General features: G+C 37.3%; 14 protein-coding genes. 13 read left to right on the top strand and 1 reads right to left on the bottom strand.

The genetic code is table 11. The features are described 5' to 3' along the window. Positions 1–33: 33 nt before the first annotated feature. The 13 genes from HCZ91_RS03255 to HCZ91_RS03315 all read left to right on the top strand — a co-directional run bounded on the left by HCZ91_RS03255 (position 34) and on the right by HCZ91_RS03315 (position 15,757). The gene (locus HCZ91_RS03255) at positions 34–894 is read left to right on the top strand and encodes a pilus assembly PilX N-terminal domain-containing protein (protein WP_179798130.1); all 861 of its coding nucleotides are present in this window, start codon (positions 34–36) and stop codon (positions 892–894) included. A 64-nt stretch (positions 895–958) separates the two neighbouring features. Then, positions 959–4,876, top strand: coding sequence for a PilC/PilY family type IV pilus protein (locus HCZ91_RS03260; RefSeq protein ID WP_179798132.1), 3,918 nt, complete (start codon positions 959–961; stop codon positions 4,874–4,876). After that, a complete protein-coding gene (locus HCZ91_RS03265) occupies positions 4,860–5,450 on the top strand; it encodes a prepilin-type N-terminal cleavage/methylation domain-containing protein (protein WP_179798134.1) in 591 nt (196 codons plus the stop codon). The genes HCZ91_RS03260 and HCZ91_RS03265 overlap by 17 nt, the downstream gene beginning before the upstream one ends. Next, complete coding sequence (locus tag HCZ91_RS03270; protein ID WP_179798136.1) at positions 5,450–5,902, top strand: prepilin-type N-terminal cleavage/methylation domain-containing protein; 453 nt, start codon at positions 5,450–5,452, stop codon at positions 5,900–5,902. The genes HCZ91_RS03265 and HCZ91_RS03270 overlap by 1 nt, the downstream gene beginning before the upstream one ends. Positions 5,903–6,273: 371 nt before the next feature. Continuing rightward, a complete protein-coding gene (locus HCZ91_RS03275) occupies positions 6,274–6,726 on the top strand; it encodes a pilin (protein WP_179798138.1) in 453 nt (150 codons plus the stop codon). Further along, positions 6,726–8,021 carry an O-antigen ligase family protein gene (locus HCZ91_RS03280; protein WP_179798140.1) on the top strand — a complete coding sequence of 432 codons (1,296 nt, stop codon included), beginning with the start codon at positions 6,726–6,728 and terminating at the stop codon, positions 8,019–8,021. The genes HCZ91_RS03275 and HCZ91_RS03280 overlap by 1 nt, the downstream gene beginning before the upstream one ends. 115 nt (positions 8,022–8,136) lie before the next feature. Then, positions 8,137–8,637, top strand: coding sequence for a pilin (locus tag HCZ91_RS03285; RefSeq protein ID WP_179798142.1), 501 nt, complete (start codon positions 8,137–8,139; stop codon positions 8,635–8,637). 39 nt (positions 8,638–8,676) lie between these two features. After that, on the top strand, positions 8,677–9,945 hold the full coding sequence (locus HCZ91_RS03290) for a sugar transferase (protein ID WP_179798144.1): 1,269 nt from the start codon (positions 8,677–8,679) through the stop codon (positions 9,943–9,945). A gap of 34 nt (positions 9,946–9,979) precedes the next feature. Beyond that, complete coding sequence (locus HCZ91_RS03295) at positions 9,980–11,752, top strand: ABC transporter ATP-binding protein (RefSeq protein ID WP_179798146.1); 1,773 nt, start codon at positions 9,980–9,982, stop codon at positions 11,750–11,752. A gap of 30 nt (positions 11,753–11,782) precedes the next feature. Beyond that, positions 11,783–12,739, top strand: a complete 957-nt coding sequence (locus HCZ91_RS03300) for a glycosyltransferase family 2 protein (RefSeq protein WP_179798149.1) — start codon at positions 11,783–11,785, stop codon at positions 12,737–12,739. Further along, positions 12,729–13,910 (top strand): UDP-galactopyranose mutase, encoded by a 1,182-nt coding sequence (glf, locus tag HCZ91_RS03305; protein WP_179798150.1) that lies wholly within the window; start codon positions 12,729–12,731, stop codon positions 13,908–13,910. Before HCZ91_RS03300 ends, glf begins: the two co-directional genes overlap by 11 nt. Positions 13,911–13,915: 5 nt before the next feature. Further along, positions 13,916–14,857 carry a glycosyltransferase family 2 protein gene (locus HCZ91_RS03310; RefSeq protein WP_179798151.1) on the top strand — a complete coding sequence of 314 codons (942 nt, stop codon included), beginning with the start codon at positions 13,916–13,918 and terminating at the stop codon, positions 14,855–14,857. A 6-nt stretch (positions 14,858–14,863) separates the two neighbouring features. Continuing rightward, positions 14,864–15,757, top strand: coding sequence for a glycosyltransferase family 2 protein (locus tag HCZ91_RS03315; RefSeq protein ID WP_179798152.1), 894 nt, complete (start codon positions 14,864–14,866; stop codon positions 15,755–15,757). Between the two features lie 102 nt (positions 15,758–15,859). Here the strand turns inward: HCZ91_RS03315 and fdxA are convergent, their stop codons facing one another. Then, a complete protein-coding gene (gene fdxA / locus HCZ91_RS03320; RefSeq protein ID WP_101205516.1) occupies positions 15,860–16,183 on the bottom strand; it encodes a ferredoxin FdxA in 324 nt (107 codons plus the stop codon). Positions 16,184–16,373: the final 190 nt, after the last annotated feature.

Raw genomic sequence — 16,373 nt, forward strand, 5'->3', positions numbered from 1 at the left:
AGCGGATAATCTGACTGAAAGAGGATAAATGAGATGACTAGACAATCACAGGAAGGCGTTACTCTTATCGTAGTATTGATGTTTTTAATGCTCATTACTTTAGTGGGTATTATTGCGGTTAAGAGAAGTACAACAGATTTAAAAGTAGCCACTGCTGATCAAATAGACACGTTTTTATTAAACTCTTCAGATAGCGCAAATAAGCGTATTGAGAAAATATTTGATAACGATACAGATCAAGATTATGTAGATGCAGTGATAGAAGGGACGGGAATGTTTGGCTATTATCTTTCTCAAGCAGGTAGTACAAATCGCGATGATCAATATATTTTTTGTTATAACGCACGACTAAATAGCTTTGCTAAATTGAATCAAGCCAGCATCGTAAAACCTAATGGGGGTACGGTGATGACAACGGGTAGTGGATACTGTGATATATCAAAGACAGAAAGCTACTCTAGTGCTCGTAGTAACTCAGTAACGCAAATTAATATTACTCGCCCATCGCGTGTAGTTGTAGGACAAGGGGGCTTTAAATCAGTAACACAAGGATCTGGTATACAAGCTAATGAGCCAAGCAATGAGTCTGCTGTCTTTAATATTCGTTCTACTTCTATATTACCTAGTCTATCGAATGCTAGTAAGGAAGACATAAACGACTGTCTTAAAAAACCTATTGACCCTAATGATGGTAGCACTGAATCACTGGATGAATGTATGAAAGACGAGGGGGTTGCGACCAAAACATTGGTACAGCAAGCTTATGTCAAAAACGTCGTGGACAATACGGTTTGTTATGGGTTTGGTGTAGGAGACGGTAAAATAGATGAAGATTGTCAGAAACTGGTTGGCATTGATGTCAATGGTAACCGTAAGACAGCCGCTAACAATTAATTGATAGATAAACAAGGCCTCCATTAGTCCTTTTAACAGTTGTAGTTAAATAAGAGTACTCATCATGATTTTAAAAAAGCTCATACCTAATCAGTTACGATATTCTAAGCTTAGCCAGACTGTTAAGCCTTTATGCTATGCCGTTGCACTCTCTATGGTGGCCTTACCCGTTAATGCGGGTAGGAACGATCTGGGTGATTTGGAAATATATAAAGCAGCAGAATCAGGTGGTGCTGTACTAACGCTAATGCTCGATACTTCGGGATCTATGGGTACGAAGGATTTCGGTGGTCGTCAATCTAGATTAACTATATTAAAAAATGCCTTGACTGAACTCTTTGAAAAAAAAGATGCGTCCGGTAATTATACATTATCAAGTAACAATATTATCGGTTTGGGTCAGTACTCTGTTGATAAAACAGGTGATAATAATGTTGATGACAAAGCAGGTAGCATTCTTGTACCAGCGCGTAAACTGGATGAGACTCAACGTACTTTACTGATTAATGCTCTAAAGGGTTTTAAGGCAGATGGTTTTACACCAGCTGCCAACGCTTATGCGGAAGCAGGTGCCTATATGATGGGTACAACAACAGTGTCGGCAACGAACCAAACGGCATTTAAAGTTCTTGGAAGAATAACCAAAAATAGTAGTGGAAACTTTGTTTTAGAAAAGTGTGTCAATAATGCTGCGACTGCTAGTACTTTGACCTCTCAAAGCACCACGAAAACTATTCAAATATTAGACTGTAAATCCGGTAGGTATAATCAGGTTCCAGCTATTGGACTAACTAATAGTCTAACTGGTAATGATGAGATAGCTAAAAACGTACTAGTAGGAGTAGATGACTTTTGGACAGAAAACTCAAACACACGTTACTATCTTAAAAAAAATCAGAAAGTGTTAAATGATACTGATCAAAGTGGTTACACGACTTCAGTTGAAGACTCTAAAGATCAGAACAATGATTACCTGACTTATAACGCACCAGTTTCTGATTCACAGTGTAGCGGCTACGGTATTTACTTTTTGACAGATGGTGAGCCTAATAGAAGTTCAAATAGTATTGCTTCTGGTTTGATGAATCTAAGTCTGACTGGTAATAGCAGCCCTCTAAGTATTAGTGATAAATGCTCGGGAGACTTACCTAATGGTAGCTGGGGTTCTGAGGGAGCTTGGTCATGCATGGGTGATTATTCTAAGAAATTACGAGATGTGACTAACCCTTCCAAACGCTCAATACTAACCGCCACTGTTGGGTTTGGTAAAGAATTTGCTGGTATTAAGACTTCGGTAGATGGCGCTGGTAAGACGGTATATCATTGTGATGAGTCAGCATCATCATCATATAAACCTTCTCAAGATGCTAAAAACCTGTGTGAGTTAGGTAGTGAGGCCTATGGTGGCGGTGGTTTTTACTACACGACAGATGCAGATAGCCTTGCAGCCAGCGTGACAAGCTTCACTGCTAAACTAACTCAGGTTATTGAAACTGCCCCTTCAGGCACCATTACGATTCCCAATGATCCATTAAGCTCTACTAATCTGCAGCCATTTGCTTATTTACCTATGCTCGAGCCAAAAGTAGCTGGTTCTCAGTATGTATGGCCTGGAAATTTAAAGAAATACAATGTCTATCAAGGTACGCTATATGGTAAATCTACTTTCCCATTTAGTGAGTCTAGTAGATTATATGATGATGATGATGGTGATGATTTTCCAGATGATTTAAGCACAAGTACTCAAGATCTGTGGAGTACCATAGATTACAAAAATGATAAAGGTGAAAGTGCGAATAATTCGATCTATGCAGGTGGCGCTTATGCACGTTTAAAGGCGCCGACTGCCGGAACTAACGCTAATAGTACTCGCAATGTGTATGTTGAGAGTGGTACAGGTAGTAATGCCAAGTTAGTAAATATTAAAGTGACAAATGGTACTGTGATTGGGTTTGATCAATTGGATTCAGATTATGGTGTAGCAGAAAAGTTGTATCTACTATCCTTTTTGGGATACAGCGTGTCCACAGATGCTGCAGCAACTATTACTGCTTTAAATACAGCCGCCGAACAAACAACAGCATTTAATGACATAGTAAAAAATCCACCAACTCAAGAGGTGAAGGTATTAGGAGGAGTCGTTCATTCAAAGCCAAGACAAGTGTCGTATGGTGCAGACTTTACAACTGATGGTGAGATATCTAACGATGAGAAAGATCGTGATGACTATATTATGTTTGGTTCCATGGATGGTGCATTACACTTAGTATCAGCAGAAAAAGGCGAGGAAACTTTTGCTTTTATTCCTAAAACTATTATCAAGAAGCAACTAAAAGCGCTGAAAGCCGACAGTGAAGGCTCTGTAGGCAGAACAGTATTCGGCGTTGACGCACCATGGACGAGTAGTTCAGTGCTAGAGTATGACTTTTCAGGAACCACCAAAAAAGTAAAAGCGACGTCAGTAAAAGCTTATGGTGGCCTAAGAATGGGTGGTAAAGGCATATACGGCTTAGATCTCACTACAAAGGACAAACCAACCTTCTTATTCTCTAAAAATACGACTGATACTGGTTTCTCCCGTCTAGGTCAAGTGTGGAGTGAGCCTACGGCTGCAAAAATCAGAGTGAAAAACGGAACAAAATACGAATCTAAGGATGTGATCATCGTTGCTGGTGGTTATGATACTTGCTATGAAAACCCAAGCTTCCAACTACAATCTAGTGGTGACAACACAAGTTGCGATAAAAAAACTCAGGCAGAAGGTAATGTGGTTTATATATTAGATGCCAGTGATGGCAGCATTATCTCATCTATATCAGGTAGCGATAGTGGTACGAACCACACTAAAGTCGATAGTATGAAGCATAGTGTGGTAGCTGGAGTTACTGCCTTAGATCGTGACGATGACGGCAATGTTGATCATCTGTATTATGCGGATCTAGGTGGGAGTGTGTACCGCGTTGATCTAAACTCAGGTGCGACGAATGCTAGTTTAGTAAAAAGAGTAGTTAGAGTGCTCAATGCTAGCTCTGGGCAGACACTACCATATCGGTTCTACGAGAGACCCATTGTCAGTTTCTACACCAGTCCCTATCAAGAAATATTTGCTTCGGTAACCATTGCATCAGGAGATCGCAGTACGCCGCTTTCTATGCTGAGAGATACTGATAACCCTAACTATTTATTTAATCTTTTTGATTATGATATCGCTCAACCTAGTATTTTTAGCTATACAGCTGATAGTTTGACGACTACAGATAAAACAATTGATGATTTAGTTAACCTACCATTTAATGAAAATGATGCTTTGAAAGATATAACTAATCGTAAAACGCTGTTACAGACGATAGCGAAAGGAGCCTATGACGATGATGAGAAACGTTATATCTACGATTATGCAGGCTGGCGTTATCCACTAACCTATTTTGATGGGTATAGCGGTGTAGAGGGAGTAAAGTCTGTAGGAGAACCTTTAGCATATGGCAATAGATTATATACAACTGTCTATAGTCCAGAAATGGTTTATGATCAGACAAATAACTGTTCTGCTAGAGTAGTAGGCGGCTCAGAACGACAAGTATATTGTATGCCTTATGGAGTATGCGATGATACTGAATCGCTTGATGGAACAGCTGGATATACTCGGGCTGGTAAAGGAATACAAGAACTGACATTAGGTGCTTATAGTAAAGACCAGCGTAATGTCAAAATGCTGATCGGTCCACAGTCACTGGCTGACCAAGTTAAAATTGCTAATCGGAATAACAATAATGTTGGTTCAGGGGGATTAAATCAAACCGATGAGGCTGGCTTGCAAGTAACAAACAACACTATTGTGAATGATGGTACAACTGGTAGTGGTGGTAAGTCTGATAATGTAGTCGCTACAAACGGTAAGGCCACAAGCGACAGTAATCTTGGGTATGAAAAATATAAATTCATACCGAAAAGATGGTATGAGCTTTATGAAGAGGAACAATAGAGTGCATGCTTCAGCTAAGAGCCACGGTAATAACCCGAAGCTTCAATCATCAGGTTTTACTTTAATAGAGTTGATGATTGTCGTAGTTATTGTTGCCATACTAGCTGCTATTGCGATCCCAAGCTATCGTCAATATGCGATTATGAATGCTGAACGTGATGTACAAGCTAAAATGCTGCAGTTAGAGATACAATTAGAGCGATGGCGGGCAACAGCGCTAACTTATAAAGGTTTTAGACCAAAAGTAGTTAGCAGTAGTAGCGCAGCGACGTACGCCTATGATGCTAATAACACGACTATTTATGTTCCTCAAGGTAGTGATTCAACCAATTATCATTATCAGATTACATTAGTGGATGGTGCCAATACTGCTAGCTCATTAGTACCAGCTACTACGACAGGTATTGACAATACAACTGGTAGAAGCTGGAAGATGTTAGCTGAACCAAGAGGTTCGGGGATTACAGAATATGCTAGCTATTTTATGATATCTAGCACAGGTTTAAGCTGTCAAAATAAAAATAAAGTGAAAATAGGAGATAGTGATTGTGGTACGGGCCAAGGAGAGTGGTGATGCAGATTGATTCGAACACGACAGTCACCGTCTTTAAGAAGCAGTCTGGTTTTACATTGATCGAACTAATGATCGTCATTGCTATTATTGGAATTCTAGCTGCGATTGCTTATCCAAGCTATCAGCAATATGTTATCAAGACTAAGCGTACCGATATGATGAGCGAGATGCATAATATTGCGTCTGAAGTCCAGAGTCGTAAATTGGCGCAAGGTGCGTATAGCAACGCTCTGATTGCAGGGTTAAGCGGTGACTATCCCAAGCAAGGTGATGCTCTATATACAGTCAGCTTTACTCCTAATCCGATCACTTCGGAATGGAGTATTATAGCTACGCCTAAGAATGGTAGTCAACTGGCGAATGATGGTACATTGAGTTTGAATTTTCAAGGCATAAAATGTCGTGGAGATAATCCGAACAATAAATGCGGAACAGGTGATGAATGGAGATGATTTCCAGTGACATACTTTATATATAGCTGACAAAAAATGTCAGCTAAGATTGCATTAAATAATGACAAGTTACATAAACTGACATTTTTTAGTAAATTGGTATTAATTTTTACATAGATATTTATTAATCATTGAGAATAAAAGCAACTATATAGCAGAAGCACCAATAAAAGACATATTTTTTATGGTTACAATTAGAGTAATAGTGACAAGTTGGCACGCTACCTGCAACAATACTATCAAGAAGGTTAGATGAGTAAATCAAAGAACTACTCAAACTAACAAACTCTATATTTAAAATAGATAGCAGATAGTGATGCCTAATAACGTATCAACCGATTTGTTATCACCTTACTCTAAAGGATGTGTCTATGAATGCTCAAAAAGGTTTTACCTTAATCGAACTAATGATCGTTGTTGCTATTATCGGTATCCTAGCTGCGATCGCTATTCCTCAGTATCAGAACTATATTGCTAAGTCACAAGTAAGCCGTGCAATGGGTGAGACTTCTTCAGTTAAAACCGCAGTTGAAACCTGTCTAAATGAAGGGAAAGGGGCTGCAGGTGCTTGTCCACTAGGAATTACGACTTCTAATATTCAAGCCACTACAGTAGCTGGATCGGCACCAAAAGCTGATGGTACTAATGCTGCTGAACTCACAGAAACCACAGCAATTGTAGCTACGTTTGGTACTGGTGCAGCTAAAACGTTACAAGAAACAGGTAAAAATTCTGTAACTTGGACACGTGATGCCACTGGTTCATGGAAATGTAATTCTACAGTACAAGCTAAATATGCTCCAGCAGGCTGTTCAGCTACCTAATGTCCACCATTGTTAAAAGATTAAAAAATAAAGAGCTATTTATAGCTCTTTATTTTTTGCTGTTTATTCTAGGTTTTACTATTGGTATAACGCCTAAATTCTATAATGAGTTTAGAATACTGCAAGTTACGTTATTACTTAACTTTGGTTTACATAATATTATTCATAAACATGGCTATATCTCAAGAGCAGAGCTGCTGTTTTTCGTATATATAGGTATAGCCAGTCTATTTTGGCAGAACTACGAGTTTATAGTCATCGACTTATTACTCGCATATCTATTATATAAAACCTTTTTTCTACTCAAATATAATGAACTTGCGACCAAGGTTATTGTATTTTTTAGCTTACTTATCTTTCCTTTACTCCCTTTATCTGTCTTCGACTACATAAGCACTGGTACTTATTATCCTATTTGGCATCCCATGCCGTGGAATATTAGGATCTATGACAGCTATTTACTCATAGTGTCTATTTTTGCCGTTTGGTTTTATATCACAGAAACTAAGTATAAAAAGATTTATCTACTATTTCTGTTACTAGCTTTTTTCTCTGTTTTATTAAATGGTGGTCGTTCAGCGACATTGGCTTATACGGTATTTATTGCCGTTATCGTAGTCTTTAATCGTATCGTGCGTTGGCAAATACTTGCGACGTATGCTATAGCTTGGTTGGCTTATATTTCTATCAGTTATTTAGCAATATCTAATTTATCTATGGCATCACCTATTGGATTGCAAATAGCTAGAACCACCACTAGCCTACGCTATGATTTGTGGATGAATGCGATTGAGTGTTGGATCCAAAGTCCACTTGTGGGCTGCGGTTTTTACCAATTATACCGCTATGAGAATTTGGGCGCCCATCCGCATAACTTGCTTCTACAGATATTGACTGAGACCGGCTTGATAGGCTTTGGTTTTTTATTAGCTATTGTAGTAACTATCCTCAAACATATAGATTGGCAGCTAAAGCGCAGCTACTTTGTGATTGCTGCTCTGTTAGCGATAGGTGTAGATACTTCATTATCAGGGACGCATATATACCCGATAACGCAAATGGCACTACTATGGCTATTGGTATTTTTACTAAAAAATCCTGTATTTCAGCATGCTGCTTATTTTAATCGAGTACCATATATTACCTCAGTAACTGATATGGTAGTTTCTATTGTAGTTTATTTCAGTTTGACAGTTATTTTTATATATCTATTTCTAAATACGAGTGTACTTTTTGACTCGCTAATGCTGGCGACCCCACCACGTTTTTGGGAGTACGGATATCAATTGTTCTAATTTGTATGAGCAATGATAAATATAATTATTTATTTGCTAGAAATTTTATCACTATACCAATCTAGTGGCATACGGTATGCAGCGGTAGTAATACAACTCTATATTGGCTATTTTTATGTTATCAACCAAAAAGTGTCACTTTGTTATTCAGTCTGGCTTTACTTTGATAGAGTTGATGATAGTCGTTGCTATTATTAGCGTTTTAGCTGCCATTGCCATTCCTCAATATCAAATATACATTGCTAAAACACAAGCAAGTAGAGTTATCAGTGAGTTGGGGCAGTTGCGTCTTACTGTCGAGGAGTGTCTACAGACAGGCAGAGAGGTGATTGGGCTTGGTATTGGTGAGTGTGATCCTCGTGCATCAGCCTCCAATCTGATAATTGGTGGCTCGCAAGTGGGAGTTGTATTACCTAATGATATGGGCGTGGCTCAAATCAGCAATCCATTAATACTGACAAGCGTTATCACTGCAAGGGTCTCTGATCAAGTAAATCCTATCTTAATAGGTAAGAGGATAAAGTGGCTACGTACTAGCAAAGGCTCATGGAGTTGTAGTAGTAATATCGAACCGATATATTTACCCAATTCTTGTATCCATGACGCTAGTTTGTAGCTGATAGTTATAAGTGTAATAGAGGTATAAATAGACGATATGCAGCAGCATCCGTGGCAATTTTTAGGTATACGCATCCTAGTAGGTTGGCTGCTTATTTGTTTATTACCAGCAGTAATACTATTTTGGGAATATATCCTAAATAGTAATATACTGGCAACTCAGGTTAATAGTGTTTTAGCAAGTAGCGTTGCCCTTCTACTAAGCTTAGTAGGATTGGATCGGTTCACTCAGTTTCCAGGGCAGAAGTCGATGGTAACTGTGCTACCTACGCTATTAGCGAGTGGTTTAATAGTAGGCTTAGTACTACTTATCTTTCGTGTACCATACTCTGTCTATTACTTGTCTCTAAGTGCAGCAATAGGATTAACTTTCTGTTTTTTGTCACAAGTTTTTTTGCGTTCAGTGACTCAGGTCATCATAGGTTATGTACCTATAGGACGTTATCAAAATTTACTAGGTATCAGAGATGTTACTTGGATAGAGCTATCAAAAGACTTTCAAACAGTAAGTCATCAATATTTGCCTTTTCATGCTGTAGTCGCCGATCTTTCAGATATTGATTTGTGTTCAAGATGGGAGCAGCAACTCGCAGAATCTGCGTTACAGGGTATACCAGTGTATAACATACTACAAGTAAGTGAATCTCTGACAGGTCGTTTACCCATCAAACACCTCTATGAGAATAACCTAGGATCACTTCTACCATCACAGAGTTACTTATTGATAAAACGTATCGTAGATACAGTAGTTATAATAATAAGTTTACCTATAGTCATCCCTATAGCGCTACTTATCGGATTAGCTATAAAATGGGAAAGTCGCTGTAGCAATAGCACTATACTATTCAAGCAGAGCCGTATAGGTCAGGGTGGTAAACTGTTCACCATGTATAAATTCCGCAGTATGCTACCTGATGCTGAGCAGAACGGCGCGCAAATGGCAACTCATGCTGATATGAGAGTGACAAAGTTTGGCTGTTTCATTAGACAAACCCGTCTTGATGAGCTGCCACAGTTTGTCAATGTGTTGAAAGGTGAGATGAGTTTGATCGGCCCAAGACCTGAGCAATTAGACTTTGTTAATCGGTTTAATGAAACCGTTCCTTTCTATCGTTATCGGCATATTGTCAAGCCCGGTATCTCAGGATGGGCACAAGTAATGCATGGTTATGCTAGTGACGAAGATGAAACGAAAGTAAAACTGGAGCACGACTTCTTTTATATTAAGAACTTTTCCTTTACATTGGATTTGTTGATTGTAATTAAGACGATACAGACGATGATTACTGGCTTTGGGGCAAGGTAACGGGAAATGATTTTAAATTATAAAGGTAATTAGCTTGTATAACCTATATCTGAAATTCCATCAAACATTGACTAAAAAAGATAAAGTGTTAATTTTATTTATGATGCTGCTCATATTTGTGAGTAGCTGCCTAGAGGTGTTAGGTATAGGTATCATTTTACCTTATCTTGCTATCCTATTAGATCCTCAAAAGGTTTTAACCTTACCCTTTATGAGCGATATATATAGCACTCTTGAAGACGGAGGGCTTGTTGATGGTATTACACATTTTCTTATATTTTCTACCTTTCTTGTTATTGCATTTTACTGGCTGAAGAATGTTTTTTTTATTTTTAGCTTACGTTATCAAGTGAAATTTAATTATACTCTTTACACACGTATGTCATCTGACCTACTACATTACTATCTAAATGAAAGCTATTTACAGCATATCAATCGTAATACAAGCGACGTTATAAGAAATGTTAATCAACAGACACTAGATCTCATACAAGGCTTTTTGTTTCCGATACTTATCTTAGCCACAGAAATATTAATTGTTCTATTGTTATTAACTTTTTTAATTTCACTAAACCCTATAGCTAGTTTGTATGTATTTATATTAATTGGTTTATGTGTAACTGGTATATTCTACTATTCGAGGAAAAAGCTTCAGCAATCAGGGGAAGTTGTTGCTAGTAATCGGTCTATGTCAAATAAAGCAGTTCTCCAAAGCTTGGGTAGTTTCAAGACAACAAAGATGCTAGGGAAAGAGGATTTCTTTGTCAATAGTTTTAACAATGCTATACAAAAGATGTCGACTGCCAATCAATATCTTGAATTAACACAGAGCTTACCACGATTTTTTTTAGAAACTTCGATTGTTACCGTCATGATGAGTCTTGCCATGATACTACTATATCAAGGACAGCCTGCAGATGAGTTAATACTTGTGTTATCTGTATTCGGTTTAGCAGGTATCAGGTTACTTCCATCTATGAATCGTATTTTAAGTTCTCTTAATTCTATTAAATACATGCAAGGTGTATTGAAAGATGTTATGGACGATATTGTATCTGCTACTAATATGAATAACACTATTCAAATTAACGAAAATCCTCGAACAAACGAATTTGTTTTTGAAAGTCTTACTTTAGAAAATATTAATTTCAACTATGTTCCTAATACACCCGTACTTAAAAACATTTCATTAACGATTGAGCGAAATAAAAGTATTGGCTTTGTGGGTCATTCTGGATCGGGTAAAAGTACACTAATTGATATTATGTTAGGTCTATTATCACAAGATACTGGCAACATTGTTATTAATAGTAGGGATATTGATGAGGTATTGTCAGAGTGGCAGAGAAGTGTAGGATACATACCGCAAGATATTTATCTTATTGATGATACGATCAAAGCTAATATTGCATTTGGTGTAAAGGAAGATTATATCGATTATAACCAAGTTATGACAGTGTTAGAAATCTCTCAACTTGATGAGCTGATTTGTTCACTACCTAATGGTATAGATACAGTCATTGGAGAGCGAGGGGTCAAGTTGTCTGGTGGACAGCGACAAAGAATAGGTATAGCTCGAGCGTTATACCATAACCCTCAAATACTGGTTATGGATGAAGCAACTGCAGCCCTAGATAATGCAACAGAAAAAGCGTTTATGAGTGCGATTAACAATTTGAAAGGTAAAAAAACACTAATCATGATTGCTCATCGTTTAAGTACAGTAAAGGATTGCGATGTGGTTTACAAGGTAGAAAAACGAGGTATGATAAGAAAAATTAACAAAAAATTTGAAATTAACCTTTAGAAGAAATTACTTATTAAGCTTAGGACTAAGATGAAAAAAAATTGTATATGTGCAGTTGTAGTAACATTCAACAGGAAAGTTTTACTAAAGAATACTCTAGATCAATTAGTAAGTCAAACTGAAAATATAGATAAAATTTTCTTAATTGATAATGCGAGTAGTGATGATACAAAGTTTATGCTTGAGTCTGAAGGTTTCTTAGATCGTGACGATATCAGTTATCATCTTTTGGAAAATAATACAGGAGGAGCTGGAGGGTTTTACGAAGGAATGAAAAGAGCTTTCGAATATGGGGCTGATTGGATATGGCTTATGGATGACGACGGTTATCCAGAAAGTAAGGAGTGTTTAAAAGAATTATTAAAAGCCTGTTCTGATTTTGATGTATTTGGCCCATTAGTATTAAGTAATGAGAAAAATGGGGAAACTGCATTTCCCTTTGTTATTAAAAACTATTCTGGCATTATTGACGATAGAGAGAAAGCTAGAGATTTTTCTGAAAAGAGAAAGGATTATAGTTTTATACCTGATAGTTTATGTCCTTTTAATGGCGTTTTGGTAAGTAGAGAAGTTGTGGAAAAAGTAGGCTTACCAAAGCCCGAGTTGTTTATATGGGGAGATGAAATGAACTATTGGATGCGGTGTGTAAATGCTAATTTTAGAATCGCTACTATAACTAGCTGCTATTTTTTACATCCCCAAGCTGAAAGTAATAGTGTAAAAACATTTTTTGGAAGTAAATATTTTGATGATCCTCCATCTCCATTAAAGCTGTACTGTTATTGCAGAAACCATATTTATAATGTAAAAACATTAAAAAGTAGAAAATATATCATTACTTTCTCTTTTAAGACAGTTTGGTTTTACACTTTTACAAGACCATCTTTTAAAAAGCTTAAGATATCATTAAGATCTCTTAAAGATGGTTATACTAGTAATTTTAATAATCATAGTTATTATATAGGAAAAAACTTCGATGACTTTTGATAATTATAAGTTGTTTAATAGTGTAAAGCAGATACTAGTAGTAGGTGCAGGTTTCTCTGGTGCAGTCATTGCACGTAGCCTAGCGGAAGTTGGGCACAAAGTGACCGTAATTGATAGTCGTGATCATGTGGCGGGTAACTGCCATACCTATAGAGATGAAAAGACTGACGTCATGGTTCATAAATACGGTCCGCATATCTTTCACACTGACAATCAAACCGTATGGGAATATATTAACCGTTTCGGTGAGATGATGCCGTATGTAAACCGAGTCAAAGCTATTACCGGTGATAGAGTCTACTCCCTACCTATTAACTTACATACTATCAATCAGTTTTTTTCCAAAACTTTAAGTCCAAAAGATGCTGAAGTTTTTATAGAAGCTCAAGCAGATAGAAGTATAAGTGAGCCTGAGACATTTGAGGAGCAAGCCCTACATTTCGTTGGTAAACCTCTGTATGAAGCTTTTTTTAAATACTATACCATTAAGCAATGGGGTACAGAGCCAAGTAATCTACCTGCTAGTATTCTTAAAAGACTACCCCTAAGATTTAATTATGATGATAATTATTTTAATCATAAATATCAAGGTATGCCCAAAAATGGTTATACCAGTATAGTTGAGAATATATTAAATCATCACAATATTGAGCTAAAACTAGAGACTGAGTATTTTGAAGGGATGAGAAGTGACTTTGATCATATGGTTTGGTCTGGACCTTTAGATGCTTACTTTAATCACCGATTAGGTAGATTGGGTTATAGGACCTTAGACTTTGTACCCTTTTATGGTGAGGGTGATGTACAAGGCAATGCCGTTATCAATTACTGTGACGAAAAATTTCCCTATACCCGAATTACAGAGCATAAGCATTTTGCCCCTTGGAAAGAGCATGATAAAAGTATTTGTTATAAGGAATACAGCCGAGACTGCGATAAAAATGATATCCCGTATTATCCAATACGTTTGATGAATGATAAGAAAATGTTGGAGCAATATGTTGATATCGCTGAACGGGGTAGTGGCGTTACGTTTGTTGGACGTTTGGGAACTTATCGCTATTTAGATATGGATGTCACTATCAAAGAAGCGCTAGAAACAGCTCAAGCACTCCTACATAATTTTGAAACCGATACGAAGCCAAGTGCGTTTTATCAAAAGGTGCTTTGATATCAATGAAATCAAATACTAAAACATGTGCAGTGGTCGTTACCTTTAATAGGAAAGAGCTACTACTTAGAACCTTAAATGGCCTTTACGAGCAAACCTTATCTGTACATACAGTAATTATTATAGATAATGCTAGTACTGATGGCACGACTGAGCTGCTAAAGCATTCAGGGTATTTGGATAAACCTAATCTACTTTATCGTAAACTTGCTACCAATACCGGTGGAGCAGGTGGGTTTTATGAAGGTATCAAAACCGCTCATCAGTCTGGAGTAGATTGGATATGGTTAATGGACGACGATGGTTATCCTCCAGCATCTTGCCTCGAAGCACTTTTGAGATATAAAGATCAGTTTGATTTTTATGGGCCATTAGTATTGAGTGATCAAGATAAAATGTCATTGTCATTTCCAATTACCCTTCCTACTACAAAAAAGATAGTTCGTAACAAAAATCAACTAGAAGCTATTATACTAAATAAAAATTTACTATTAGATGTGCTGATTCCTTTTAATGGCGTATTATTACGAGCCTCATTAGCTTCCATTATAGGCTATCCTCTAGCTAAGTTTTTTATCTGGGGTGATGATATTGAATATACTAAACGAGCCAAACAAGCAGGCGCACGCATAGCAACGATTACTGATATAGAGTTCTACCATCCAACAGCAGCTAATCTGGGAACCTCTATGTTTTTTGGTAAAATGCAATTTAATGATACGGATTCAAAAATTAAACTGTACTGCTTATGTCGGAACAACACGGCTAATCTAAAAAAGTATCATGGAAAATTACACGCCTTTCTATTTGGTATAAAAACTATATGGTTTTATAGCTTCACTCGTCCTTCGCTGAAAAAACTGAAGTTCTCTCTGTACGGCTTGTCCGCAGGTTGGTTTAATGATTTTTCTAAACATCACCAGTTTATAAATAAGAACTTTGAGTAAAGAAAAATGACCCAAAAAAATCTAGCAATAGTCGTGGTGACCTATAATCGTCTGCAGCTATTAGAGCAATGCTTGCAAAAGCTAGAAAAACAGACATACCCGATTGATAACTTGATTGTCGTCAATAATGCTTCGACAGATAGAATAACAGCAGGTTTTTTAGATAGCTATACAGGAAGTTTACCGCTTACAGTCATTCATAATAAGGTAAATACTGGGGGAGCAGGTGGGTTTTATACAGGTATTAAACATGCTTACCAGTTAGGCTATGAGTGGGTGTTCGTTATGGATGATGATGTATTTGCTGATTCTCGCTGTGTGGAGCAGCTGATGGCAGTGGCTCATCCTTGTATGATTGCAGTACGAGAGTATAAAGATGGGCAGTTGGTCGAAAGAGCAGCCATAGAGTACAACCTATCTAACCCTTTTTATTTAAATCCTAAAAGACAGGCAGTATGTGATAAGTATAAAAATAGAAGTAATATGCCAGCGACTATAGAGGTGGAAAACGTGGCCTTTGAGGGCTTTATGATTAAACGTGAAGTCATTGATATCATAGGATATCCTGAAGCCAAGTATTTTATATTTTATGATGATGTGGATTATGCGCTACGAGCGAGAAAAGCAGGCTTCTCTATTAAAGCGGTTAGAGATGCAAAGCTAATTAGGCAACTTCCTTTTGATCAGCAGGGTGCCATAAATTCGTGGAAAGCATTCTATATGTTTCGCAATCTTTTTTATATTCACTTCAAGTTCGGTAAAAATATTTTTGTTAGAAACAAACCTTATTTATTAGCGATAGGCTCGATGATAGTCTATGGTATCAGGCTAAGAAACTGGAAAGTCGTAAAAGAAATTATGAGAGCTTTAAAATGTGCTGCACATCTTACCGAAAAATAGGTATTAGCAAGTTTGTCAGTTCTATATGAAAAACCACCTAACAGCCTATCGCCATTAGGTGGTTTTTTATTGGCTCAATATATAAATACTTTAGGAAGGTGATTACCTCTCTAAATACTGAATCTTACCTTCCACACCATCCCACTTTTCAGCTTCTGGCATTTGCCCTTTCATCTCAGTGATGTTTGGCCATTTTTGTGCCAGTTCTTCATTGAGCTGCGTAAACATCTCTTGATCTTTCGGTACTTCATCTTCTGAGAAGATAGCATTGGCCGGACATTCAGGCTCGCATAGTGCGCAGTCGATGCACTCATCAGGATCGATGACAAGGAAGTTTGGGCCTTCATAAAAGCAGTCCACAGGACAGACTTCTACACAGTCGGTGTATTTGCAAAGAATGCAGTTATCTGTAACGACAAAGGTCATAGTGAGGTCTACCTGTTATTGGATTGGCTGATATAGTCAATCTCTTTCAAAAGAACTACTGTGTCAACCTTGCTTGAGGTATTATTTATACCTCTGCGCTTAGCTGCATTGTACTTCTTTTAAATTAAATCAACTATAAGGGCTACATAGAATAGTTGGAAAATAAAGCGTATTTTAGCGCCTTTACTAC

The sequence above is a fragment of the Psychrobacter sp. BI730 genome (assembly GCF_013414195.1).
GTDB lineage: Bacteria > Pseudomonadota > Gammaproteobacteria > Pseudomonadales > Moraxellaceae > Psychrobacter.